This is a genomic window from Halobacteriovorax sp. YZS-3-1 (assembly GCF_047084945.1).
GTDB classification, from domain to species: domain Bacteria; phylum Bdellovibrionota; class Bacteriovoracia; order Bacteriovoracales; family Bacteriovoracaceae; genus Halobacteriovorax_A; species Halobacteriovorax_A vibrionivorans.
Genome location: NZ_JBKIYI010000002.1, coordinates 62,088 through 88,182, shown reverse-complemented (window position 1 = coordinate 88,182; position 26,095 = coordinate 62,088). Strand labels below are relative to the sequence as shown.

Annotated in this window: 25 protein-coding genes; 7 read left to right on the top strand and 18 right to left on the bottom strand. The window is 35.8% G+C overall.

All coding sequences use genetic code 11. The features are described from left to right. Together metH and ACMAZI_RS10320 are read left to right on the top strand one after the other, a co-directional pair. Entirely contained in the window at nucleotides 1-3,684 is a 3,684-nt protein-coding gene (gene metH / locus ACMAZI_RS10325) for a methionine synthase (RefSeq protein ID WP_412474050.1), read from the top strand. Nucleotides 3,685-3,692: 8 nt separating this feature from the next. After that, complete coding sequence (locus ACMAZI_RS10320; protein WP_162929491.1) at nucleotides 3,693-4,673, top strand: glycosyltransferase; 981 nt, start codon at nucleotides 3,693-3,695, stop codon at nucleotides 4,671-4,673. Nucleotides 4,674-4,688: 15 nt separating this feature from the next. Here ACMAZI_RS10320 and ACMAZI_RS10315 read toward each other — a convergent pair whose 3' ends face one another. Then, nucleotides 4,689-6,401: an ABC transporter ATP-binding protein gene (locus ACMAZI_RS10315; RefSeq protein WP_412474049.1), complete on the bottom strand. Its 1,713-nt coding sequence runs from the start codon at nucleotides 6,399-6,401 to the stop codon at nucleotides 4,689-4,691. An 81-nt stretch (nucleotides 6,402-6,482) separates the two neighbouring features. On the opposite strand from ACMAZI_RS10315, the gene ACMAZI_RS10310 reads away from it, so the two are divergent. Further along, nucleotides 6,483-6,881 carry a hypothetical protein gene (locus ACMAZI_RS10310; protein WP_412474048.1) on the top strand — a complete coding sequence of 133 codons (399 nt, stop codon included), beginning with the start codon at nucleotides 6,483-6,485 and terminating at the stop codon, nucleotides 6,879-6,881. Nucleotides 6,882-6,884: 3 nt separating this feature from the next. Here ACMAZI_RS10310 and ACMAZI_RS10305 read toward each other — a convergent pair whose 3' ends face one another. Beyond that, nucleotides 6,885-7,379, bottom strand: coding sequence for a hypothetical protein (locus tag ACMAZI_RS10305; RefSeq protein WP_120404112.1), 495 nt, complete (start codon nucleotides 7,377-7,379; stop codon nucleotides 6,885-6,887). Nucleotides 7,380-7,388: 9 nt separating this feature from the next. Next, a complete protein-coding gene (locus tag ACMAZI_RS10300) occupies nucleotides 7,389-7,694 on the bottom strand; it encodes a hypothetical protein (protein ID WP_115362122.1) in 306 nt (101 codons plus the stop codon). 114 nt (nucleotides 7,695-7,808) lie between these two features. Here ACMAZI_RS10300 and ACMAZI_RS10295 point away from each other — a divergent pair, with 114 nt between their 5' ends. Continuing rightward, a complete protein-coding gene (locus ACMAZI_RS10295; RefSeq protein WP_412474047.1) occupies nucleotides 7,809-8,588 on the top strand; it encodes an endonuclease/exonuclease/phosphatase family protein in 780 nt (259 codons plus the stop codon). Here the strand turns inward: ACMAZI_RS10295 and ACMAZI_RS10290 are convergent. Next, nucleotides 8,552-9,454, bottom strand: a complete 903-nt coding sequence (locus tag ACMAZI_RS10290) for a phosphatidylserine decarboxylase (RefSeq protein ID WP_115362126.1) — start codon at nucleotides 9,452-9,454, stop codon at nucleotides 8,552-8,554. The genes ACMAZI_RS10295 and ACMAZI_RS10290 overlap by 37 nt on opposite strands. A 124-nt stretch (nucleotides 9,455-9,578) precedes the next feature. On the opposite strand from ACMAZI_RS10290, the gene ACMAZI_RS10285 reads away from it, so the two are divergent. Next, on the top strand, nucleotides 9,579-10,667 hold the full coding sequence (locus tag ACMAZI_RS10285) for a S1C family serine protease (RefSeq protein WP_158536878.1): 1,089 nt from the start codon (nucleotides 9,579-9,581) through the stop codon (nucleotides 10,665-10,667). On the opposite strand, the gene ACMAZI_RS10280 is transcribed toward ACMAZI_RS10285, so the two are convergent. The 11 genes from ACMAZI_RS10280 to lepB all read right to left on the bottom strand — a co-directional run bounded on the left by ACMAZI_RS10280 (nucleotide 10,657) and on the right by lepB (nucleotide 20,544). After that, a complete protein-coding gene (locus tag ACMAZI_RS10280) occupies nucleotides 10,657-11,583 on the bottom strand; it encodes a FecCD family ABC transporter permease (protein WP_120404111.1) in 927 nt (308 codons plus the stop codon). The two genes, ACMAZI_RS10285 and ACMAZI_RS10280, sit on opposite strands and share 11 nt — an antisense overlap. Beyond that, the gene (locus ACMAZI_RS10275; protein WP_412474046.1) at nucleotides 11,580-12,242 is read right to left on the bottom strand and encodes an ATP-binding cassette domain-containing protein; all 663 of its coding nucleotides are present in this window, start codon (nucleotides 12,240-12,242) and stop codon (nucleotides 11,580-11,582) included. Before ACMAZI_RS10275 ends, ACMAZI_RS10280 begins: the two co-directional genes overlap by 4 nt. Then, on the bottom strand, nucleotides 12,239-12,958 hold the full coding sequence (locus ACMAZI_RS10270; RefSeq protein WP_412474045.1) for an ABC transporter substrate-binding protein: 720 nt from the start codon (nucleotides 12,956-12,958) through the stop codon (nucleotides 12,239-12,241). The genes ACMAZI_RS10275 and ACMAZI_RS10270 overlap by 4 nt, the downstream gene beginning before the upstream one ends. A gap of 75 nt (nucleotides 12,959-13,033) precedes the next feature. After that, entirely contained in the window at nucleotides 13,034-14,044 is a 1,011-nt protein-coding gene (locus ACMAZI_RS10265) for an ABC transporter permease subunit (protein WP_115362136.1), read from the bottom strand. Continuing rightward, nucleotides 14,041-15,000: an ABC transporter permease subunit gene (locus ACMAZI_RS10260; protein WP_233500257.1), complete on the bottom strand. Its 960-nt coding sequence runs from the start codon at nucleotides 14,998-15,000 to the stop codon at nucleotides 14,041-14,043. Before ACMAZI_RS10260 ends, ACMAZI_RS10265 begins: the two co-directional genes overlap by 4 nt. Before the next feature lie 90 nt (nucleotides 15,001-15,090). Beyond that, on the bottom strand, nucleotides 15,091-16,737 hold the full coding sequence (locus ACMAZI_RS10255; protein WP_115362140.1) for an ABC transporter substrate-binding protein: 1,647 nt from the start codon (nucleotides 16,735-16,737) through the stop codon (nucleotides 15,091-15,093). A gap of 123 nt (nucleotides 16,738-16,860) precedes the next feature. After that, a complete protein-coding gene (locus ACMAZI_RS10250; RefSeq protein WP_133296941.1) occupies nucleotides 16,861-17,550 on the bottom strand; it encodes a hypothetical protein in 690 nt (229 codons plus the stop codon). Nucleotides 17,551-17,606: 56 nt separating this feature from the next. Further along, nucleotides 17,607-18,290 (bottom strand): class I SAM-dependent methyltransferase, encoded by a 684-nt coding sequence (locus tag ACMAZI_RS10245; RefSeq protein WP_158536879.1) that lies wholly within the window; start codon nucleotides 18,288-18,290, stop codon nucleotides 17,607-17,609. After that, a complete protein-coding gene (locus ACMAZI_RS10240; RefSeq protein ID WP_412474449.1) occupies nucleotides 18,268-18,552 on the bottom strand; it encodes a hypothetical protein in 285 nt (94 codons plus the stop codon). The genes ACMAZI_RS10245 and ACMAZI_RS10240 overlap by 23 nt, the downstream gene beginning before the upstream one ends. A 141-nt stretch (nucleotides 18,553-18,693) precedes the next feature. After that, nucleotides 18,694-19,071, bottom strand: coding sequence for a hypothetical protein (locus tag ACMAZI_RS10235; protein WP_115362147.1), 378 nt, complete (start codon nucleotides 19,069-19,071; stop codon nucleotides 18,694-18,696). A 708-nt stretch (nucleotides 19,072-19,779) separates the two neighbouring features. After that, nucleotides 19,780-20,544 (bottom strand): signal peptidase I, encoded by a 765-nt coding sequence (gene lepB, locus ACMAZI_RS10230; protein ID WP_412474044.1) that lies wholly within the window; start codon nucleotides 20,542-20,544, stop codon nucleotides 19,780-19,782. 136 nt (nucleotides 20,545-20,680) lie between these two features. On the opposite strand from lepB, the gene ACMAZI_RS10225 reads away from it, so the two are divergent. Continuing rightward, a complete protein-coding gene (locus ACMAZI_RS10225) occupies nucleotides 20,681-21,073 on the top strand; it encodes a hypothetical protein (RefSeq protein WP_120404105.1) in 393 nt (130 codons plus the stop codon). A gap of 24 nt (nucleotides 21,074-21,097) precedes the next feature. Here ACMAZI_RS10225 and ACMAZI_RS10220 read toward each other — a convergent pair whose 3' ends face one another. The 3 genes from ACMAZI_RS10220 to groES all read right to left on the bottom strand — a co-directional run bounded on the left by ACMAZI_RS10220 (nucleotide 21,098) and on the right by groES (nucleotide 24,012). Continuing rightward, a complete protein-coding gene (locus ACMAZI_RS10220; protein WP_120404104.1) occupies nucleotides 21,098-21,505 on the bottom strand; it encodes a response regulator in 408 nt (135 codons plus the stop codon). Nucleotides 21,506-22,052: 547 nt separating this feature from the next. Beyond that, nucleotides 22,053-23,696, bottom strand: a complete 1,644-nt coding sequence (gene groL / locus ACMAZI_RS10215; RefSeq protein ID WP_115362154.1) for a chaperonin GroEL — start codon at nucleotides 23,694-23,696, stop codon at nucleotides 22,053-22,055. Nucleotides 23,697-23,724: 28 nt separating this feature from the next. Next, nucleotides 23,725-24,012, bottom strand: a complete 288-nt coding sequence (gene groES, locus ACMAZI_RS10210) for a co-chaperone GroES (RefSeq protein WP_115362156.1) — start codon at nucleotides 24,010-24,012, stop codon at nucleotides 23,725-23,727. A 206-nt stretch (nucleotides 24,013-24,218) separates the two neighbouring features. On the opposite strand from groES, the gene ACMAZI_RS10205 reads away from it, so the two are divergent. Then, on the top strand, nucleotides 24,219-25,985 hold the full coding sequence (locus ACMAZI_RS10205) for a chloride channel protein (protein ID WP_158536880.1): 1,767 nt from the start codon (nucleotides 24,219-24,221) through the stop codon (nucleotides 25,983-25,985). Nucleotides 25,986-26,095: the final 110 nt, after the last annotated feature.

Here is a 26,095-nt window from a genome sequence, read left to right as displayed (position 1 = left end):
ATGACAAATGTAACTGATATTCGTAGTCAGCTTGAAGACAAAATAAAAAACCGAATTCTATTTCTTGATGGTGCTATGGGAACAATGGTTCAACAATACCATCTAAAAGAAGAAGACTTTCGAGGTGATGTTTTTAAAGATACTAAAATTGATCTTAAGGGAAACAATGATCTATTAAATCTGACTCGTCCTGAAATTATAAAGGAAATTCACCTTAAATATCTCGAAGCCGGTGCTGATATCATTGAAACAAATACATTCTCTGGAACGCGAATCGCACAAGATGATTATAACCTCAGTGAATATGCCTATGAAATAAATGTTCAAGCTGCAAAGATTGCAAAAGAAGCTTGCCTTGAATTTATGGATAAGAATCCTGATAGGAAATGCTATGTAGCAGGGGCCCTTGGGCCAACAAATAAAACGGCTTCGATCTCTCCTGATGTTAATAATCCTGCATTCCGCGGGATTACTTTTGATGAGCTCGTGGATAATTACTACGAACAAACAAAAGGGCTAATTGATGGTGGCGCCGATTTACTTCTTGCAGAAACTTCCTTTGATACTTTAAATCTAAAAGCAGCAATTTTTGCAATGAGAAAGTATCTCGATGACAATAATCTTGATACTCCTATTATGCTTTCAGTTACAATTACTGATGCCTCGGGAAGAACCCTCTCTGGACAAACTGTTGAGGCATTTTGGAATTCAATTGAACACGCAAGGCCATTTAGCGTTGGTATTAACTGCGCTTTAGGTGCAAAGGAGATGCGTCCATATATTGAAGAATTATCGAGAGTTTCAAATTGTTATATCTCTTGCTATCCAAATGCAGGGCTGCCTAATCCTTTAAGTGATACTGGTTATGATGAAAAGCCAAATGAAACAGCTTCCCTTCTAACTGATTTTGCGGAGTCAGGGCTTGTTAATATTGTGGGTGGATGTTGTGGAACAACACCAGAGCATATCAATGCAATTTATAATCATTTAAAAGATATTAGGCCTCGTAGTATTCACGATTTACCTGAGACTCAAAGACTATCAGGACTTGAGCCACTGAATTTAAATCACCATGGGCAAAGACCTTTTATCATGGTTGGAGAGAGAACAAATGTAACAGGCTCTCCTCGCTTTGCTCGATTAATACGAGAAGAAAACTTTGAAGCTGCACTAGATGTTGCCCGCCAACAAGTTGAAAATGGTGCCAATATAATTGATATTAACTTTGACGAAGGTCTTCTGGACTCTAAGGCTTGTATGGTGAAGTTTCTAAACCTTATCGCTTCTGAGCCAGACATCTGCAAAGTACCAATTATGATCGATTCTTCAAAATGGGAAGTTATCGAAGAAGGTCTAAAGTGTGTTCAAGGAAAAAGTATTGTGAATTCAATCTCGCTAAAAGAGGGGGAAGAACAATTTAAAGAACATGCTAAGAAGATCCTTCAATATGGAGCTGCCGTTGTTGTTATGGCCTTTGATGAAAAAGGACAAGCTGCTTCAAAAGAAGAAAAAGTTTCAATCTGCCAAAGAGCATTCAAGATTCTAACAGAAGAGGTTGGTTTTCCAGCAACAGATATCATTTTCGATCCAAACGTTCTGACTGTTGGAACAGGAATTGAAGAACATAATGATTACGCAATTAACTTCATCGAAGCAGTACGAGAAATAAAAGAGACTTGCCCTGGTGCACTTACTAGTGGTGGGATATCAAATATTTCATTCTCTTTCCGAGGAAATAATGTCGTTCGCGAGGCAATGCATAGCTCTTTTCTCTATCATGCAATTAAAGCAGGTCTCGATATGGGGATTGTTAATGCTGGAATGCTTGAAGTCTATGAAAACATTAAACCTGAGCTTTTAGAGAAAATTGAAGACGTTCTATTTAATCGTAAAGAAAATGCAACAGATGAACTAATAGACTACGCCGAACAATTTAAAGGCGTTAAATCAAAAGCTAAAGAAGATGACTTATCTTGGCGTGAAGGCACTCTTCAAGAAAGAATTTCTCACTCTCTTGTAAAAGGGATTGGAAAGTTTATTGAGGAAGATGTCGAGGAAGCAAGACAAGAGCTAGGCTCACCTCTTGATGTTATCGAAGGCCCATTAATGAATGGTATGGGTATTGTTGGAGAACTTTTCGGTGAAGGGAAAATGTTTCTCCCACAAGTAGTTAAGAGTGCTCGAGTCATGAAACAAGCTGTCGCCTATCTTGAACCATACATGGAAAAAGATAAGGAAGGTAAAAGTAAGAAGAATACTTTTGTTATCGCAACAGTAAAGGGTGATGTTCACGACATCGGTAAGAACATTGTTGGTGTTGTAATGGCCTGCAATGGATATAACGTTGTCGACCTAGGAGTTATGGTAAGCTGTGAAGATATAATAAAGGCAGCAAAAGAACATAATGCAAAAATCATTGGCCTTAGTGGTCTGATTACTCCTTCACTTGATGAAATGATCCATAATGTTGCAGAATTTAATCGTCAAGGACTTGAAACACCAGTTCTAATTGGTGGTGCCACAACAAGTAAGACACACACTGCAGTAAAAATTGCACCAGAATGTACAAGTCCAGTCGTTCATGTAGGAGATGCATCTCAAACAGTTGGAATATGTAACAGCTTATTAAATGAAAAGCTTCGCGAAAACTTTATTAAGGATCTTAGAGATAATCAAAAAAGAACAAAAGAATATTTTGAAAATAAAAAAGACTCTGTTCAGGCGACAATACCTCTTGAGGAAGCTCGTAAGAGAAACCGCATTAATCCAGAGGATACCTTTAAGGAATTTACCCCTCCGTATATCGGTGAAAGAAAGTTCGACGATATTGAAGTAAAAGAAATTGCCAAGTATATTGATTGGTCTCCTTTCTTCTGGACTTGGGAACTTAAAGGAATTTATCCAAATATTCTCTCTCATAAAGATTATGGTGAAGAAGCTAAGAAGTTATATCAAGAGGCCCAGGATATTCTCGATGATATTATCGATAATAATCGTTTCAAACCCAAAGCCGTTCTTGGATTCTGGCCAGCATATTCAAAAGAGGAGGAAGTAATCCTTCTCGATGAAAATAAGAATGAATTTGGTACTTTTAATTTCTTACGCCAACAAAAAGAGAAAACACAAAACGATCGACCTTATTTATCTCTAGCAGACTACATTCTTCCTAAAGGGGATAAACAAGACTATATCGGGTCTTTTGTCGTTACAATTGGTAAAGAGGTTGAAGAGTATGCAAAAACTTTTGAAGACAAAGGTGATGATTATACTTCAATTATGGTTAAGGCCGTTGGAGATCGCTTAGCTGAAGCTTATGCTGAATTAATCCACGAAAGAGCACGACAAATGTGTGGAATTGAAAAAGAGCGAGAGCTCTCACTTGAGGAGCTTATAAAAGAAAAGTATACAGGAATTAGACCTGCCGCTGGTTACCCTGCTTGCCCAGATCACACTGAAAAAAGTAAAATCTGGGAATACCTAAAGGTTGAAGAACATACTGGTGCAATCTTAACTGAAAGCTATGCGATGTATCCAGCGAGCTCAGTGTCAGGCTACATTTTCTTTAACCCTGGCGCAAAATACTTTAATATTTTGAATATTGCAAAGGACCAAGTTGAGTCTTATGCCAAACAAAAAAATCAGAAAGTAGAAGAAATTGAAAGATGGCTAAGGCCAATTCTATAGGAATTAATATGCACGTTTGTATTCATCATCACACCGCTCTTCCAATCAAAACATATGGTGGTGTCGAAAGACTTGTTTTTTGGCATATGAAAGAACTCATTAAGTTCGGACATAAGGTTACATTTATTGGACCAGCAGAGAGCCAGGTTACAGAATACGGTATTCAACATATACCTTGGTCAAAGAAAGATAATTGGCAACAACTTGTGCCTGATAACACAGATGTTATTCATCAATTTTTCAATGATGATATAAAACTTGATATTCCTTATTTAATTAATATTGGAGGCAATGGTTTTCCTGGTGAAAAGTTTGATCTAAACACTGTTTTTGTTTCCAAGTCCCATGCAAGAAATCATGGATCAACAAGCTACGTAAACAACTGCCTTGATATGGAAGAGTATCCTGCCATCTATAAAGAAAAAGAGATTAAAAATATTAAGAATCTTCTATTTCTAGCAAAAGCATCTTGGCGAGTTAAGAATTTAAAACAATCAGTAAAGATAGCAAGACAGACAAATAAGCATCTTCATATTTGTGGCGGTGGTTCAAAGTTATTTGGTTGGCATCCCCTCATTCATAACCATGGAATGGTAGGAGGACAACACAAGCTTGATCTAATGCGCGAATGTGATGCACTCTTGTTTGCAGTTCGCTGGCATGAGCCTTTTGGATTAGCAATTATTGAGGCCATGACTCAAGGTCTACCAGTATTTGGCTCAAGTTTTGGCTCACTTCCTGATTTAATTGTGGAAGGTACAGGAAGAACATTCTATTCTCATGAAGAGATCATCGAATACTTTAATACAACTAAAGACATTTATGATCGTGAATATATTAGAAATTATGCTTTAAAGAACTTTTCTATGGAAAACTTCACAAATGACTTTTTAGAAAAGTATAAAATTGTCATGTCTGGTGAAAAGCTAAATAAAGTGGCTCCAGAGTGGATACACCCATTTAGAGCAGGAAAAAGGCTACCATTCTAGGTAGCCTTCACTATCTTAAGATCTCATACTTAATTCATATAGTTTTTTGTACTCTCCACCTAAGGCCATCAGTTCTTCGTGACGTCCCTGCTCAATCTTTTGTCCATCTTTTAAAACAATTATTTTATCGTAATTTTGAATTGTTGAAAGCCTATGAGCAACTGCAACAACTGTCTTATTCTTTGCAAGATCATTTAATGATTCTTGAACGACTTTTTCAGATTCATTATCTAAGGCAGAAGTAGCTTCATCAAATAAAAATACATCATTATCTTGAAGATAAGCACGGGCTATCGTTAACCTCTGAGCTTGACCTCCTGAAAGCCTTACTCCTCGATCACCTATAATAGTCTCAAGCCCTTCAGGTAGTTCATTAATATAATCTGTTGCATGAGCAACCTTAAGTGCTTCCTCCAACTTCTCTTCCGATACATCTTTATCTAACATCAGGTTTTCTCTGATTGTAGTGTTAAATAAGAAAATATCCTGAGAAACAAGACCAAAGTATTCGCGCAAGCCTTTAAGTGTAAAGTCAGAAGAGTCAACTCCGTCAATCTTATAACTTCCCTTTTTAACTGGATAAAGACCTAAGAGAACATTAATCAAGGTCGATTTACCTGATCCAGAAAGTCCAACTAACGCTACTTTCTCACCTTTTTCAATATCAAAGCTTAAGTTATTGATGACTTGGTTATCACCATACGAGAAGTCTAAGTTTTTGAATGAAATTTTTTCTTTTAACTCAAAGTTTTCTTGAGTTCCAGGATCAGCTTCATTTTCAACTTTTAAAAACTTAAAAATTCTTTTCTCTGCCGCTTGTGCCTGATTAATTTTCAGGTTTCCGTCATTAGTTTTTCTAATCGGATCTTGAATCATTGCCATGATACCAATAAAAGTAATAAAGTCTCCCGTACTCATTGAACTTCCAGAAATCTTAATCTGAGCAAAAACAATAACGGCAGAAAGAGTTAAAGTTGTAATAAATTCAACTAAAGGATGAGAAAACTGCCTCATCACTTCTGCTTTCATTTGAAATTCAAAAAATTCTCTCTGATAACTTTTGAAAAAATTTCTTGTATAGTCTTGAAGATTGAAGGCCTTGATAATTTTTTGTCCACCAACACCTTCACCAATAATATGAGTCATGTCAGATAAGCGCCTTTGAACATCTTCTTGATGGGCACGTACCCTTTTTCCAAAGAATGTAAAAACAAAGAGCATTAGAGGTAAGATTGCAAAAGTAACTAAAGTTAGTTGCCAGTCGATATAAAATGCATAACCAAGAAGTACAATCAGCGTCACTGGTTCACGGACCATAGTGATAATCCCACTAATCCCCTGAGAGTAGATCATTGTATCATTTAAGATTGTTGAAATGACATCACCCTGCTTTGTTGTTGTATAAAATGAGATTGGAATATCTTGGATTTTTGAATAAATCTTCGTTCTAATCTCACAGATAGCGTCATTCATTGAATATTCCATCCAATAAAAATGAAAGAATCTTACCGGTAAGTTAATCAAGGCAAGTAAACATAGAAGACCCACAAGACTCAAGATATCTTCCATAGTCGAATCAGGTGATAAACCTTTATTAAATAAAGGACCAATGAGCGCAACTTGCCCACCTTTAATCAAGGCCATTCCAACACCAAAGAGCATACTTCCGATAACTCGTAGGCGATGGCGATGTATCAATGGCCATATATTTTTAATAGTTTCAAACATGTAAAACCCTTGCTAAATTATAAATAGATAACTTCGTTAGTTTAGAACAAAATTATTAATTTGCACACCATGTTAGGTACTATGACTGAAAACTATTTCCAAAGACTCAGGGCACAATACCCAATTAGCTTTTTATCTGATGAAAGGCTGGAATTATTACTGAATAATATAAGAAGCGAAGATGAATTAAAAACAATCTTTAGTTACCTACAAAAGCATCTAAAATCATCGCCGAATCATAAAGAAAATGGAGAGCTCCTTTTTTCTTATATTGATAAAACTCAATACTCTGTTCGTGAATGGATTGAAGCAATAATTCTATTTGATAATTGGTTAGCAAATCAAGGCCGAAAAACTGACTTCAAAAAAATGATTGGATATATTGAATGTTCAACAATGTCTCCAGAAAATAAAATGCTAAAATACAATTTAAAAGAACTCGTTGAAAAAATGCTCAACGAGTTCGGATTCGTTGGTTAAATATTATCTTGCTAATTGAAGAGAGCTTTCAATTAAATCGTTATAATTACCGTGCCCCCACATAAGAACCTTTTGTTTTTTTACGATATTTCTTGAATTTTTCTTATGATTTTTCTGTAAGTCTTCAACGAAGCGATTTAATTGATCAAGCATTGAGTTTAAAATTAATTCTTCTGTTTTATCAACATATACTTTTTGTAGTTTAAGAGAGCGATTTTCTTTTCTTGTAAAGTAATTCTCAATCATTGAATTTGTTACTTCTCGAACTTCTTTTCTTATATTCTCTGGAGAATTCGCAACGACTAAGCTATTTGCATCTTTATTTATATAATAGTGATTCTGATTTCTCGCTAATATTCCTTTTTTCTTCAAGCGAATACAAAGGGTACCAATCATGGAAATATCAATACCTGTTTCATCAGCGATCTCAAATATTGTTTTTTTACTATTTCCACAAGATTCTAAAATAGCTCTTTCAATCATAAGTAAACGTGTCATATCAGCTCCCTAAGCACCAATTAATTTTCTAAGAAATAATTTATTTTCAATTTCACTTTTAAACTCAATACAATCATTACGACTTAAGCCAAATGAATGCTTTTCTAAGAACTGGATTAATTCTCCAATCTCAGATGAATTCGATTCTAATTTTTCTTTGATAATAAAGTATTCACTGGCCTTTAAATCACAAGCACCAGTCATCAAGCGAAATAGTCGTGTTTGTTGAATTTCAAATAAAGCTGATAACTTTTTATAGGTATAATCAGGGTACCTTTTTCTTACTTCATTAAATAATTCGATTTGTTTAGACATCAGTCCTCCTTAGTTAAAAGGAAAGTAAATGTAAGAGATAATTAAGGCCAAGAGTGCTGAATCTGGTGTTTTCTATTTTTCTATTGATGAAAAATATGTTTTCATTAATGAAATATGTTTAAGTTCACAGTAATTACATCAAATATTCGCTTCGATAATCCAGCAGATGGAGAGCACGATTGGCACAATAGAAGAAAGCTTCTGGCATGCGCAATTAATAGCTATCATCCTGATATTATTGGAACCCAAGAAGGATGGCAACCTCAACTAAAGGACCTTGAAGGACTACTCCAAGGACTTAAGATTGTTGAAGAAAATCGACAATGGATCGATGATCGAATGTATCCCTCTATATATTATAGGCCTTCAAAATTTAAACTTATTCACTCTGGAGACATCTGGCTATCTGAGACGCCGTATATTGCAGCTTCAAAATCATTTGGAAGTGCATTTCCTAGAGTATGTACATGGGCAATTTTAGAAGCAAGAGCGAATAATAAGAAATTCTTTGTTGTGAATGCTCACCTTGATCATTTAAAGACTAATACAAGACAAGAGCAAATAAATGTTCTTATCAATGAAATAAACCGTCTAAGGTCTGATTATCCAGTCATACTGACAGGAGACTTTAACGAATCACCTTTTGAGCAAGTGCGCTCAATTATCAATCAAAGAATCCCCGAGCTCATAGACCCATGGCTTGAGCACAAGCATGAAGAATGTGAAAGTCACCATAGCTTTAAGGGACAACGAGAAGATGGCTCACGCATTGATTGGATTCTTTGTTCAAAAGATAAATTAAAATGCGAAGAGATCTTAATGCACAAGGAAGAAAGTGATGGGATATACCCGTCGGATCACTTTCCTGTAGTTGCAACGATATCTGCTAAGTGAATATAAGTTTCAATACCATTTTTTGTATTATTGATTATATCGTCTGAAGGTGACCACTTACCTTTTTCACCTAATACAATTACAGTCGATCCACCAAAGAGGAAGTAACCTTTTTCCTGACCTTGCTTACATTCTTTAAGATCACTTGTTTGAACAATACGGCCAACCATCGTGGCCCCTACTTCAACATAAGCTAATTTTCCGAATTTTTCAGTCTCGATAATCGTTACTTCACGTATATTCGTAGAAAAAATATCATTTTTCATTTTTAAAGCGATGGGATTTACCGAGTGATAAGTACCATCAACTTTATAATAGTCAATGACTTGTCCATCTAGTGGATAGTGGAATCGGTGGTAATCAACTGGACACAATCTTGCCAATAATAATGGGCCATCATTAAAGACATCCTGCCACTTCTTATTCTGGAGTAATTCAGTTGAATTTAAATACTTTCCTTTTACTGGAATTTTATAACTATTCTGAATTGATTCATATCCAAAATATCTCGCTTCACTAAAAGCAGGCATTTCGTTTTCAGCAGCGTTAAATTCACGCTTACCATCTTTGAATCGTCTAATAAAGAATTCGTTGAAGCTACCATATGGATCATCTAATGAACGGCCTTCAGCTGGCAAATAGTCATCAAGGTTAATTTCAAAATCTTTTACAAATTTTGGAATTTTATTCTTTGTAAATGTCATACTTTGTAATTCACCATAGAAAGTCGACACTATAGATGAAGTAACAGCACCAGACAAAAGCTTTCCAATAGGGTTTGAGTATAAAAAACGAACAGCTCCATCTCCATAAACCTTTTCAACTTCAACCTTATTCGTATATCGATTATAATAGCGTATATCCACTTATCCCCTCAGAGTTCTTACAAAAATTTGACATTTATCTGAATCAAGAATTCATTAAATATGATTATATATGTATAATGGGATAAGCGTCAAAAGAGTTAATAAAAAGAATATGAGGATTATTATGAGAACAAAAATAGGACATTTTTTCTTAACTTTTTTATTACTAGCTTCGTTTAATACACATGCATTATTTAACGAAGGCCAAGCAAGATTAGAGTCTGAAAAGAATACCATTTCTATATTTAAAGATTCAGTGAATTCTGTTGTGAATATCTCTAGTCTTGGCAAACTAAGAGCACGTCGCGGCTTCTTCTTTAGCTCATCAACAAGAGAAGTCGTAAAAGGTGAAGGTTCTGGATGGATCTGGGACAAAAATGGACATATTATTACCAATTATCATGTCGTTGAAGGCGCCGATAATTTCTTAATTCGTTTTAATAATAATAAAAAAGAATACAAAGCAACACTTGTCGGAACTGAGCCAGCAAAGGATATCGCTGTATTAAAGTTACTAGAAGTCCCTAGAGATATTACTCCATTAAAGACTGGAGATTCAAATAATGTTCAAGTCGGTCAAAAAGCAATTGCCATAGGATCACCATTTGGTCTGGATGCAACAGTGACGACAGGAATAATTTCAGCAAAACAAAGAGGAATACAAGGAATTGGTGGAGTAGAAATTCGCGGAATGTTACAAACAGATAGTTCAATTAATCCAGGAAACTCTGGTGGACCACTTATTGATTCTTCTGGAAATGTTATTGGTGTTAACACAATGATCTTTTCAAGCTCAGGATCATCGGCAGGAGTTGGATTTGCTGTTCCAATTAATATCGTTAAGAAAATTGTCCCTCAAATAATCAAGTTCGGAATGGTTAAAAGACCAGGACTAGGAATTGCTATTGCTGAAAAAAGAGAGCTTGCTTACTTCTACGGAATAGACCTAGAAAAAGGGCTCCCAATACAAAGTGTAAGGCCAGGCGGGCCATCTGAGAAGGCCGGACTAAAAGGTCTTTCACAAAATCCTAGAACAAGAGAAGTGAAGCTAGGAGATGTTATCTTAAAAGTAGATGGTAAAGAAATTAACGATTTTGATGATATTTTTAATATTCTCTACGAATACAAAGTTGGTGATATTGTGGAAGTTCTTTACCGTCGCGGTAGCGCACTTAAGAAAGCAAAAGTTAAACTAGAAGAAATTAAGCGCTAGGCTTTTTAAACAGTTGGAGTACTAATACTGGTGCTCCAACACATGCTGTAATCGCACCAATTGGAATAATACTATTCTCCAATATAACCCTAGATAAGAGATCACAAAGAACTAAGAAAGCGCCTCCAAAAATAAAAGTTGGAAGTAGATTCTTTTGATAATTTGCACTTATCAAGCGTCTTGTAATATGCGGAATAATAAGCCCAACAAAGCCAATTGGTCCACATTGCCACACAATGATTGCAACAAGAAGATTTGAAATTAAAATCAGAGTTGCATTAACTTGACGAGTTTTTACTCCTCTTGTTTTTGCAAAGTCTTCACCAATTGATATCATGGCCAAATTTCTTCGATTCGCGATAAAAAAGACGAGGCCGATTAAGTAGAGAGGTAATGTATAAGTAAAGCTTTCAAAACCAACAATTGAAAGGCTTCCCATCATCCATCTTATTAGACGTGCAATACTTTCATTTCCAAGTAGACTTTGAACAAAGACGATAGCGCTTGAAGAAAATATTGATAAGCACACTCCAAAGAGAAGAACTTTTTGAGACGAAAACTTATTTAAATATAGGAATAGAAGAATAAATAGAAATGTTGAAGATAGGGCAATATAAGCACCTAATGAGTAACTTTCAAATCCGAGTTCAGCAATTGCTAATCCGAGTGCAGCAACACTTGAAAAACCTAATGTATAAGGTGTCGCCAAAGGATTTCTAAAAATGACTTGTGTAGTATTTCCAATAATAGAAAGAAGTCCACCAACAATAAAGGCCAAATAAACACGAGGAAATCTTAAGTTTTCTAATATATAGAGACCCTGCTTATCAAAATCAATAAATCCGCTACGTCCTAAAAAAGGCGCAAGAGCGATTACTATAATAGCGACAAAATAAAGCAGGATACCTTTTTTCATAAAATATACCTTCTTCCATCAAAGCTTTGATAATTGAATTCTTTTAAAAAGACTTTATCAAATGCTTTGTCATCTAAAGCTTTTGAAGTTTTCCCATCAAAGCTCACACAACCATCATTGAAGGCAAGAAGTTGTTGGCAATTATCAATTACAAAATTTAGATTATGACTAACGATAAAAAGAGACTTCTCCCAGCTCTTTAAAAATTCAGAAAGTAAGTCAACGTATATAGGATCTAAATAATTAGTTGGCTCATCTAAGAGCGTATAATCACAATCATAATAAAAAATTGAAATTATATTTAATCGCTGTTTTTCACCACCACTTAATGTTGAGACAGGGCGATTGAGTAATGTTGTAAAATTAAAATGTTTTATAAGATGATTTAAAAAGTCTGAATTTTGGGCCTTATTTCCACGTGCATAAAAAAGAACCTCACTAGCAAGCATATCACTCTGCAAAGAGGTTGCGTCACCACAATAGGCAACATCACCTTCACATATGATACTCCCTTGAAAGTCTTCAAGTTGTGCAATCATTTTCAAAAAGCTAGACTTACCTGCTCCATTTGGACCGATGACACCACAGCTTTTCTCGCTCAACGTGAAGCGCTCCACTTGAACTCGACTGTCAATGGATGCATTTTCTAGTTTAATCATTTTAATATTTCTCTGAAGTCTTCTATTAAGTTTAAAGTTCGAGGTCCAAGAACAACAGCATAGTCCTTTTCGTATAGGTATATTTTATCCTTAAATATTGAAGATCTCCAATTCTTTGCATTTTCAATCTTTCGATCTGAGACTCTAATTAGAATATCGAATTTGAGCTTTAAAAGGTTTTCAAGATCTAACAAAGGATAACCATTACTAGAGATAACATTTGTTGCGCCAAGCCTGGTAATAATTTCATTGAAGTAATTACCAGTTCCAATGGCCCTCAATTCATGAAGTTTAGAGTTTTTAAACTTCTCATCGATAACCATTAAGACCTTTTTCTTCTTCTTTAAAGGACTTAATAATGAATTCATTTTTGATTGAAATAATTTTATTTGCTTATCTTTATCTAAATTGAAACTTTTATTAATAGTTTCAAACATTGCCGTTGCATCAGCTAACTTCTTATATGGTATTACAATTGTCTTTATTCCTACCTTTTCAAGATTTTCTTTTATTCGACTCCCTTGAACTTCGGCCAATAGGACAGTATTCACATTCTCTTTAATGAGCTTCTCTAGGCTAATTTCAAAAGAAGTACCAAAGCGCGGTAACTTCTTAGCATCAGACGGGTAATTACAATAATCCGAAACACCAACAAGAAGATCTTGTGCATCTAGAAAATACATTGCTTCTGTGTAACTAGGAAGTGTTGAAATCACTCTAAATTTTTGTGCGAAAATATTATAGAAAAAGAGAGCGGAGAATATTAAGATGAATATTCTCACGCTTACCTCTTATTGCATTTTTGGATCAAGTGCGTCTCTTACTCCGTCTCCAACGAGTACAAGTAAGAAGAGACTTGTAAATAGTGCAGCTGATGGATAAACAGCTAGCCACCAAGCAATTCTAAAGTTTTGATGTGCCTGATTTAATAACTCACCCCAAGATGGCGTTGGAACAGCAAGTCCAAATCCTAGGTAATCAAGTGAAGCTAGTCCTGAAATACCAGCAGCAATTGAAAATGGAGCAAAAGTAATAATTGGCCCAAGTGAATTTGGTAGAATATGTTTTACAATAATTCTTGAAGTCGATGCTCCCATTCCGCGAGCAGCTTCAACAAATTCTTGCTTTCTATTCTTCAAGAACTCTCCACGAGCATAGTAACTCATTCCCATCCATCCAAAGATAGAAGAAATGAAAATTAGAAGCGTTAGAGTCGGCTTAAAAATTGAAATCATTGTTAGAAGTAATAAGAATACTGGAACTGTACTGAAGATCTCAACAACACGTTGTCCGAAGAAGTCAACTTTCCCACCAAAGTATCCCATGATACCACCAAAGAAGACTCCCATTACAGTCGAAAGAAGCCAAACTAAGAATGCATAAGCGATTGAATACTTATAACCGTAGAGAAGTCTTGTGAATACGTCACGTCCTCGATCATCTGTTCCCATGATATTTTCATCACTTGGAGGAGCTGGATACTCATATACATCTTTATTCGATTCGTATGGGTCCCATCTAACAATTGGCCAAATAGCACTATCCATATCAAGCTTTCGGTAGTCAGTTACATAAACATTTGTGATACCAAAATCTCTTGGATGATAATCTTTAAACACAGGGAAATATGACTTTCCTTGGTATGTCATATAGATAGGCTTACTATTTGCAATTAAAGGTGCAGCTGCCGTTAGGAGCAATGATGCAAATAAGAAAATACAAGCTGCGATAGCAGATTTTCTTTTCTTAAAGCGTCTCCATCTTTTAAGTGTAAGTTCATTTTCAATAAATTTTTCAATCATGAGAAATCAATCCTTGGATCAACAACAGTGTATAGAACATCACTGATTAAGTTTCCGATGAACATTAGAACAGTCTGAATGAAGAACAGTCCCATAATTACGTTATAATCTCTTTCTAAAAGTGACTGATAACCAAGTAGTCCAATACCATCAAGGTTAAAAATACGCTCAATTAGAAGTGATCCAGCAAAGAATAGTGATAGGAAGTGTCCAAAACCTGTAACAATTGGAATAAGAGCATTTCTTAAAGCATGCTTCATATAGACCATCTTATCAGATAGACCCTTCGCTCTTGCAGTACGTACATAGTCTTGAGAGATAACATCTAACATTGAGTTTCTCATAAGAAGAGTAAGAACAGTGAACTGACCTACCATGTATGCGATTAAAGGAAGCACAAAGTGCCAAATACGATCTGTAATTTTTCCAAAAATCCCTAGATCATCGTAGTAGTCTGAAACGAGGTCTCCGATTGGGAACCAGTCAACAAAAGTACCACCGGCAAAGTAAACTAAAAGAAGAATACCAAGCATGAAAGGAGGGATTGAGTAAAGCCCTGATAAAATGAAAGATGATACAGCATCAAACTTCGTTCCACTCTTAACGGCCTTAATTACTCCAAGCGGAATACATATCAAATAAGACATGATGAATGAAACAAGTCCAAATTGAATTGAGACCGGAAGTTTACTCATGACAACATCAATAACTGGCTCTTCATAAGTAAACGATTCACCAAAGTCTAACGTTGCTAAGTTTTTAAGCCAAATTACATAACGAATATGTAATGGTTTATCAAAGCCGTATTGCTTCTTGAGTGCTTCAACAACTTCTTGTGAAACAGCTCCATTATTTGAACTTGTATCCGATGTTGTTTGTCCTACTCCACCAAATCTCATTTGCTGAAGTTTTTGCTCGATTGGAGAACCTGGTGCCAGGTTAACCATCGCAAACATAAGGATACTGACCCCGATCAACGTCGGGACCATAATCATTAATCTTCGTACGATATAGTTAAACAACTTCTACTCCTACCTACTTAACTTCTACTTAGGTTGCTTAATTGACCACTTACTTCCGTAACCAATTCCGTAAGTGTAAGTGTCTTTTTCTTTTTGCATACGCTTAGTGTTTCCATAGAAAGCAAAGCGATCGTTAAAAAGGAAGATATATGGATAATCTTCTGCAATTAACTTATAAACTTTCTTAAGCATCTTCTTTCTCTTTTCTTTATCAAGAGTAAGCTGTGCTTGATCAATTAACTTATCAACTTCTTTATTTGAATAAGAAATGAAGTTAGATCCATTATTTGCTGCTGAGTCTGAGTGCCAAATTTGTTTTGGATCCCAATCTAGAGAACCACCTGACCAAGCAAGTGTTACAGCATCAAAGTTTCTTTCATCAAGAGCCTTAATGAATGAGTTCCACTCAATATACTTAACTTCAATATCAACACCAGCTTGTTTAGCATCTTGCTGATACATCGTTAGGTATTTAGAAAAAGTTTTTGAAGGATTTAAGATTGTAAAAGAAAGCTTTGTCTTCTTTCCATCAATTACCTTATCTAGAATAGCGTCTTGATCAGTATCGGCCCAACCGTCAGCTTTAAGAATCTTAATTGCCTCACCAACATTAAATGGAATTGGCTTAACATCTTTGTTTGCATATTCAGACTGAAGATAAAGTGGACCTGTCGCAAGTGCAGAGTATCCAAAACGGAACTTCTTATTCATCTCTTTACGATTCATTAAGTAGTTCATTGCCTTACGAACTTGCTTTGACTTAAAGATTGGATGCTTAAAGTTCCAACCAACAAAACCGTAACCTTTAACAGCTTTATTTTCTACTTTTACTTTTAAAACGTCTTTACCCCATTTTGGGCCATTCGTTTTCTGCTCATATTCCTCTGGAGAAAGAGCATTGAAGTCTAAGTCACCTTTTTCAAGTCTTTGAATAGCAACTGAAGACTCTTTAATAAATCTCATGAAGATTTCGTCATATGAGTAATCATCTTTATAAAGGTCTGTTTTATAACCCCACCAATCTTTATTCTTAACTAGAGAAATACCTTTCCCTCTTTTAAGCTCTTGAAAGATATAAGGACCTGTACCAATAAGAGTCTTATTTAGCTCTTTTTCTTGTTCTTCTGTTGGGTTCTCATAAATATGCTTTGGTACGATGGCAAGGTATCCACCACTTGCAACAGACATTAAGTTACCAAAGTACTTTTTCTTGGCCTTAAAACGGATTGTTCTTGGACCTTCAATGACTGCTTCTTTGAAGTTAGCGAAGTATGACTTCATGTGAGCTGTTTTGTATTTATTTTCAGGGTGCATAATTGCATCAAAAGAAAACTTAACATCTTCTACTGTTAATGGTTTTCCATCATGCCACTTAACGCCTTCTCTAATTGTGAAAACGAAATCAAAACCGTCATTTTCAATTTTCCAAGACTCAGCAAGCCCAGGCTCCCACTCATTTGTGTCAATATTCTTATTTAGAAGTCCTTCTAAAACATAAGAATGTACATTTGATGAGTAAGCATCAGTTGAAGATAATGGATTTAAAGTAGTAGGTGTACCACTAAGATTGTAATAGAAAGTGTTATTAGCCTTTTTTGGTCCACCTTTATTACAGCTTACAACTGAAATTAAAAGTGTACTTAATAGAGCTAAAAAGATTCCTTTTTTCATAAACTTATCCCTTTTTATGTTTAGCGAGTCACGATATAAGATTTTACACCAATTGACTAGAGGCCACATTAAGATGCGTGCTCTTGTCTGTCTAGAGGCAAAAAATATTAAATATTTAGATGATTATTTTATGATGTAATTTCTTGGATCCAAGGACCAACGGTCTTCTTTCAAATTTTTAGACTCAACGCGATATTGTTGAAGCTTAAAGTCCACTTCATTTAAACGTGTTTGAATTCCCTCAGTATTTCGAACAAGCTGTTGATGGTCTTCTTCGAGGCGACGCAGCTCGTCGCGCCATTCTTTCTCAAGCTTTTCACGAAGAACAGCATACCTTGTATTAACAGTTTCGACTCTCTGCGCATACGTCGTTAGACTTTTTTTATTGCGTTTAATTTTTGACTTAAGTGCCAATCTTTTCTTGGCCAAAATCTCAATTAATTCTTTACCCATCGCAATATTATTTACAAGATCTTGTGAGTAAAAATTATAGTAGCGGCCTGTCACAAATGTTGAGTGTCGATTACAAGAGTCAAATTTTGGAACCCTAACTAAGAGGTAATCACTTGTTCTACCCATTACTATTGCACGACATTTCTTATCTTCTTGGTGAAGTCCCCAAAGATCGATTTCGTCCAACTTATTTACATACTTAATATTATCAAAATCAAGTTTGAATCGAACAAGCCTCGCCGCTTCTTCAACATGCGAAACTCTACCAGAGAAATACCCCAATTCTTTATTGAATTCCAAAGTACTGGAAAAACCAACTTGATTGCTAAGGAATATAGAAAATAGAATGAAGTACTTCACACTTTTATTTTGCCACAGATGTAACTTATTAAAAGATAAGGGAAAGAGATGCCCTTCTACATTGGTTTTCGGGCAATAATTGATTGAGTTAACTCAGAACCATGCACAGGCTCCTCAAACTTCAAGATTTTAAAGTCATTAAACATATTAAGTAACTCAGCAGACTTTAAAAAATAAGAATCAATGCTATCGTCATTGAACTTCTTCTTATGGGCGACAGTATAACCTTCGTAAATGATTACACCACCTGGCTTTAACCATTTCTTTAGTTTTTCAGAAATTTCTCTGTCTACAAAATAAAAGCAAATAATTGCATCTAATGAATTATCGGCAATTTTTAAATGATCAACTGACTTGTGAATTGTTTTAATTCGGACACCTGCTTGTCTTGCAAGTTTTAATGACTTTTCAATTGCTACAGAACTAATATCAACACCTGTAACTTTATATCCTTTTGTAGCAAGAAAAACCGCATTTCTTCCTTCACCCATTCCAATATCAAGAACGGTTGAGCCGCGAGGGATAAATTGATAATTCTTAGCAAGAAATTGTGCCGGAGATTTTCCATAAATATAGTCATGATTAGCAAATTTCTTATCCCATACATTAGAGATTTTTTCTTTTGCTTTTTGCCCCGTTAATATTTCAAAGCGACTTCCAGAAATAACTCCTCTGGCGCTAACGATTTGAACGAGAAAAATATTTATCAGAATGAATTTAAGCAACATCGCTTTCTTCATGAGTCTCCAGCTCAGCATTGAGATATAAATTTAATTGATCATACTTGTTTTTTACATCTCTTACCATAGCATGGACTCTATCTTCAATAGTAGCAGGCATATCTTCCGTATGAACTAAATACCAATGCATATCGTCGATAGTATTATAGAAGTCTTCTAGATTTATAATGAGCTCTTCAGATAAGAGCATTAATTGTTGAACGGTTATTGTTTTAAAATTTGAACGAAAAACAGCATTAAAGTGTTCACGCGTTCGCTTCATTGAAAGTATATGGAGGTATTCTTTTTCACGAGTAATAATTCGATCCGCAAGCCTAGCTGCATCTTGCCTCAATATAATCAATAAACGGCTAGTATCTTTTGAAACTCTCATTCTCTCCCACTTTTTTCTAAGGCTTCCCGATTAATATTCTGGAAGCTTCGCCCTACGGCCACCTGGCCAGCGGCTTGAATTGGTAACAAGCTTACTAAACATGTTTTGGCCAATAAGATCGGCCATACGAAACATACTAACAGGCAGTCTTTCTTGAAAAACGCGCTTTGTTTTTAAGATTGAATCATCATGAACAATAGAAAATGAACTAAATTCAAATAGAGTTACACTTCCTTGTCTGAGCATATAATTCAGATATCTCTTCAATAACTTATTGTAATTTACGAATGATCGAATATCGCGAACAGAAGCAATAATAAATTGATGCTCACGCATTCTGATAGACTTAAAGTCACCTAACTTCATTGGAACAAGCTTTATTCCAAATTCAGAAAATACTCTCGACATATAGAGGAACTCCTCGCCAAGCTTCTTTTCAAATTGCAAATAGATTACATAGTTAGACTTTCTCACAATGAACACATCGGTTCTATTGGAGTGGATGTTTATGTTGAAATACTAAGGGGAAAAAATTGCCGGTAAATAATAGAAAAGCCGAGAGCAAGATTAAATAAATACCACACACATTGCTCTCGGCTTCTTAAGCTTTGGATTAAATCATAGGGAGAGAGGGATGTATCTCCAAAGCTTTATAACTTCCATGTTTCTTCTGTGTCCATCCGTGGACACCAAGTTTTATCAATGTTTTAAAAGGGCCTAGAGGTGGATTAATTTCAAGCTTCGTGCTTTTTACAATTCTGTCGCCCTAACCTCTAGGCCCGTTTTTTCCCGAAAGATACCTTAAATTCATAAGTGTAACTCTCAGTAACCACTGCAACGTCCTATTGCAATTAATCCAAAATCGTCCTAATTCTGGAAGGGTCCCGATGCCCCTTGGTTACTTATATATAAGCAGGAAGTGTGCCAAAATTAACTAATAGTAGATTCAATAACTTACAAAAAGTTGACATTCAAAATGAGCAAAACGCCCCACAGGCCGCGCCAAAGAAGATTAAGCGGTCCTACAAAAACAAGGACTTACGGTAGGACCAAAAGGAAACTAGTACTTGAGTAGTTTCCTTTCTGGCACCATAGAAAATTTATTGTCAGGTTTTCTTAAAGAGATGTACCGATTCGTTCTGGCCTAAAATGAAATGGTTTATCTGACCAAGGGTAGACAAGAGACATCCAAACCATGAACGCCTTCCCTCTAATATTCTTGATAGGAACAAATCCCCAAACTCTGGAATCACTTGAGTAATCCCTATTGTCACCCATCACAAATACATGGCCATCAGGAACAGTCACCTTATCTTGATTAAGGTGTCTAAAAAATGTTGGGTTCTCACCAATTGTAAATTTCTTATCACCAATTTTTTGATAGTAGAATTTGATATCTTCAGGATTAAGAGTTGGCTCTTTGTCATAAAGGCTTCGAAGTTCTTTCTCCTTCTCACCACTTATAACTTCTTTCTCAACTTCTTTCCCATTTATGAAAAGTTTATTTTCATAAACTTCAACAGTATCACCTGGAAGAGCAATTGTTCTTTTTACAAAAAGAATCGCTGGGTTTATTGGATATTCAAATACAACAATATCTCCTCTTTCTGGAAGAGACTGACCACCGAGATAAATAGGGTTAAAGAATTCAGTGAAAGGAAGTTTAAATCCATAGGACATTTTATTTACTACAATTGAATCACCAATTGCATTTGTAGGAAGTAGAGAGCCTGTTGGGATATGATAGTGATCAACAAATGTCGATCTAAAACCAAAAACAATTAAGATGATTTTGATCCATGACCACGCTTCATCCTTAAACCATTTCGCAGATAAGAATGCAGGTTTTTCAACCTCTACTTTACTCTCTTTATTAAACATAATTCCTCACTTGATAATGCTAAGTATTATAACCCCCAAAGTCTTCATTGTAAGGCTTCACGCGTTAGAAAACTTAAGTTGCCGAATGATTTTCTTTAATCATAAAATTGTATTTATAAATAATTAGGGAGGATTTATGAAGAAATATCTATTAGTTTCAATTTTTTCACTATTAGCATTTGTTTCTGTTAGTGCAAGTAATGCCGAAGAAGAATCATTTTTTCCATCACACTGTTCTAACTATGGAAGCACAGTAAGCTTAAGTTTCACGAATTGTATTAATTCAAACTTTCGTCGTTTAACATTTGATCTACCAAGAGAGTTCTTTTCTTACTGTAATAATTTTGGAGATGATTTAAGCTTCTCATTTGAAAGCTGTGTAAATAACAACTTCAATAAAGTAGAAAGAAGCCTTGGTCTATTCTTAAGCCACTGTATGAATTTTGGAGATGGTGTTAGCTTCTCATACCAGAGTTGTATCAATTCAAACTTCAGAGAAATTCAATACGAATTACGTCGTCAAGAATAAGATAAATTTCATGTGGCTTATCTCTTAAGCCACATGATCTACTTTTAAAACACTGTGAATTTTCTTTTCTAAATTATCCGATGTGAAAGGCTTTAATAAGTAGCTATCTGCCCCCATCAAAATAAGCTTTTTAATTATCGACACATCCGATTCAGAACTAACCATAAGTACAGGAACATTCGCGACCCTCTTATCTGAGCGGATTCTTTCCAACAGTGAAATTCCATCACAATTTGGCATATGAACATCACACAGAATCACCTGAAAAGGGGCTCCGCTTTCATATTCATTAAGAATCTTTTCTAAGGCAATTTCTCCATCTTCTGCTTCTTGGATATTAGTAATTCCCATATCACCAAGCAGGCTCAAGAGTGAACTTCTAATATAATCTAGATCATCAACCACTAAGGCCTTAATATTTGAATAGTCCATTTTTGATTCCCCCAAAAAGAATAGAACGTAATAAAAATTATATCGGAATTCTGGAAAATAACTTTATTTAGTTTAATTAAAGCGCGTAATGCGTTGAAATGATTGAGATTGAAAATTAAGTGTAAAAACATTTTACGCCTCTGGGGGTGGGCGTGGGTTCGATTCTCCGATGTTCGGCTATTTAAGAGAGGTTTTTGCTAACTTTCACTTCGTGAACATCTTGCGGCAAAAGTGCCCCAACGGGCAGTTTTGAAGCAAAGATGGATGTGACTCAAGAAACAAAGAGCGTAGCTCGCGTGTTTCGGTCATTTGAAAAAACTTGGTCACTCATTTTCACTTCGTGAAAATATCGTTTTGCTTTGCGATTGCTTTCCCATTGCTCCAGTGGCAACAAAGCCGGGCTTGAACCCGGCTTGTTGAAATAGTTTTTTAGCTAAAGACTGGGGAGCTAGCGCCGCAAACAATAGCCCGCCTTTGGGCGGCCAATTTTGCGGGGCGCTTACCTGGCAATGCCAGATGATGAGACTTTTGAGCTTTGCTCAAAAGGCTACATCATCCCTGGCATTCCGCCCATTCCACCACCCATTGGTGGCATTGCTGGACCATTATCTTCTTTTGGAAGATCAGCGATCATTGTTTCAGTTGTAAGCATAAGTCCTGCAACTGAAGCAGCATTTTGAAGAGCTGAACGAGTAACCTTAACAGGATCAATGATACCTGCTGCGATTAGATCTTCATATCTTTCTTCACGAGCGTTGAATCCATATTTTGCATCTTCATTCTTCTTAACTTCGTTTACAACTACTGAACCTTCAAGGCCTGCATTTGTAGCGATTTGTCTAAGAGGAGCTTCAACAGCTCTTTGAACGATCTTAATCCCATGCATTTCTTCTTCTCTATCTGTCTTAAGACCTGCAAGAACGTTTGCAGCTTTAACAAGAGCAGATCCACCACCAACAACAATACCTTCTTCAACAGCAGCTCTTGTTGCATTTAGTGCATCTTCAACACGGTCTTTCTTTTCTTTCATTTCTGTTTCAGTTGGAGCACCAACGTTTACAACAGCTACACCACCAGAAAGCTTTGCAAGTCTTTCTTGTAGTTTTTCTCTATCGTAATCAGAAGTTGTCTCAGCAATTTGTCCCTTAATTTGAGAAACACGAGCTTCAACTGCAGATGCTTCACCAGCACCGTCTACGATAGTTGTATTTTCTTTATCAATTGAGATCTTCTTAGCTGAACCAAGGTGTGCAAGGTCAGCAGTCTCAAGGCTCATTCCAAGCTCTTCAGAGATAACTGTACCACCAGTTAGGGCAGCAATATCTTTAAGCATCTCTTTTCTTCTATCACCAAAACCTGGAGCTTTAACAGCTGCAACGTTTAATGTTCCTCTTAGCTTATTAACAACAAGAGTTGTAATTGCTTCACCTTCAACATCTTCAGCGATGATTAAAAGTGGCTTAGAAGTTTGAACTGCTTTTTCAAGGATTGGAAGAAGCTCTTTCATATTTGCAATTTTCTTATCAGTAATAAGGATATTTGCATTATCAAATGAAACTTCCATCTTTTCAGAATTAGTTACGAAGTACGGAGAAAGGTAACCACGGTCAAATTGCATACCTTCAACAACATCTAAAGTTGTTTCAGCAGTCTTTGATTCTTCAATTGTGATAACACCATCTTTTCCAACTCTATCCATAGCTTGCGCAAGAAGTGTTCCGATTTCTTTATCGTTATTTGCAGAGATTGTTCCTACTTGTTCGATCTCTTCATTTGTTTTGATCTCTTTAGAAACATTTCTAAGTTCTGAAACGACTTTTTCAACAGCTGTATCAATCCCTCTTTTAAGATCCATTGGGTTGTGACCAGCAGTTACAAGTTTTGCACCTTCTGTGTAAATTGCTTGAGCTAGAACTGTTGCAGTTGTTGTTCCATCACCTGCATCTTCATTTGTTTTTTGAGCAACCTCTTTAACCATTTGAGCGCCCATATTTTGGAAGTTATTTTCTAATTCAATTTCTTTTGCAACAGAAACACCATCTTTTGTGATGTGTGGAGCTCCAAATGATTTTTGGATTACTACGTTTCTACCTTTTGGCCCTAGAGTAACTCTTACTGCATTAGCAAGTTGGTTAACACCGTCTAGGATTAGTCCTCTTGCTTCTTCTGAATACTTTAATTCTTTTGCCATAATTATCTCCTATATGTAATCGATTCGATTAAACTAAAATTCCTAAGATATCTGATTCTTTCATAATAAGGTACTCTTGACCTTCAAGCTTAACTTCGCTTCCTGAATACTTTCCAAAAAGAACCTTATCTCCTTCTTTTACAGCAAGTTCTGCTACAGATCCATTATCTAAACGGTAACCTGGACCAACAGCAATAACTTCTCCCTGAGCAGGCTTCTCTGAGTGGTTATCAGGAATAATAATCCCTCCAGCTGTCTTCGTTTCGTCTTCAACTCTTTTAATAAGAACTCTATCTTGTAATGGTTTAACTTGCATAATTCCTCCAGTTAAATACATTTTTTGTTTAATTCATAATCTTTATACATAACTTGGTAGCAAACGGATACATGTCAAGGTTATGTATCAACTTTTTTTGATGGCACCAAGCACAATTTCCTTCACGGAATCTTAAGAATATGAGATATTGCGAGAAATTAACAAGTTATCCTATAAAAATAAGGATTGAGACCGATAAATACTGTATGAAGCTAAAGTTTAACCAAAAACTTTTAGGCAAATTCCTGCAGGATGAAACTGCAGAAGAGAGAACATTTTTTGTCCTTACGCTAATTACAGGCGTTTTATCAGCTTTCGTGGCCGTAGGCCTTCAAAAAGGAGTCCACTGGCTCCAACATATACTAAAAACTGATTCAACTTTTACATGGGAATCCGTTCTACTTGGAGGCGTGGCCCTATTTATATCTGGCTGGTTAACCACAAGAAAGTTTCCATTCACAGAGGGTTCTGGAATTCCAAAAGTTCGAGCGGCACTAGTTGTTGATCATGGAAAAATTAGCCTTAGAGACACTTTCGCAAAAACAATTACAACATTAATGGCCCTTGGCTCAGGTGTTTCACTTGGACGAGAAGGACCGACTGTAACAATAGCGGCCGGAATTGCATCTCGCTTAGGTTTTTCATTTCATCTTTCTAAAAAGAAAATAAAGGCCCTCGTTGCCGTAGGTGCAGCTGGTGGTATTGCTGCCGCTTTTGCAACTCCAATTTCCGCTGTTGTTTTTACACTTGAAGAAGTTGTGGGTGATCTAAACGCAAAAGTACTTGGTTCAATTGTTATCTCTTCTGTTGTTGCCTCTGTTACAGGACAGATCTTAACAGGACAAACTCACATGTTTGAGCAACTTTATTATAAGATGCATGATCACCGTGAGTTATTATTCTATTTAACAATTGGTATTGTGTGTGCCTTTATTGGACCACTGTGGATGAAGTCAGTTCTTACCTTTAGAGAATTTAATCGAAAATATATGAAAAGCCATAAGCTAACATATATGATGATTGTCTTTTTAATCATTGCACTTATGACCCAAGTTCACTCTAGCGTAATTGGTAGTGGTCACGGAACGATTGAAGATACTCTACTATCGTTAATTCTTGATCCGAAAATTCTCTTTATCATGTTCTGTCTAAAGTTTCTTGCCACATCACTTTGTTATTCAGCTGGAATATCTGGTGGTCTATTCATGCCAACACTTTTAATGGGAGCAACTCTTGGGAGTTTAATTGGTTCACTTGCCAATGCCTTTTTTCCAGAGATTACAACAAACACTGGAGCTTATGCATTAGTTGGAATGGGAGCTTTTTTTGTAACAGTTATTAGAGCTCCATTTACTTCAATACTCATCGTCTTTGAATTGACGAGAGACTACAATATTATTCTTCCACTTATGATTGCAAATATCATTGCCTATATGCTCTCTTCAAAACCAACAGAGAACGAATCAATCTATGAACAAATATCTGCACAAGATGGAATTCATCTACCAACAAAAGAAGACCTAGAAGTTCTTGATCAACTACATGTTGAAGATGCAATGATTAGAGATATTATTACCTATGGTGCAAGTCTATCTGTTTCAGAAACACTTAAAGATATTGAAGAGCACAATCCAAAACTACAAGGATTTCCCGTTTTAAAAAATGGAAGACTACTTGGAATGATGTCAACATCAGAGCTTCGAGTTCAACACGCTAAGGGCAATGGTGAAATGAAAATTGAACATTGTTGCGAAAAGAAAATTATAAAGATTTATCCTGATCAGAGTTTATATATTGCACTTCATAGACTCAAAAGATTCCATATCTCCCGTCTACCGGTCGTCTCAAGACTTGATGAAAAAAGAATCATTGGAATCCTAACCCCAAAAGATATCGTCAAACAATTTGGTTACCAAATTACAGAAGCGAAAGAATCGGAAGAAGTCTCTAAAGAAAACCTTCAATCTAGTTAAGCAATTCTTAAAAGGCAGTTAATTAAAGTCAAATTCACCTTTCCTAACCTTGACCCCTATCGACTTTCAAAAATTGGGTTGCTACAAATTTCTTCATCAATATTTTTTGT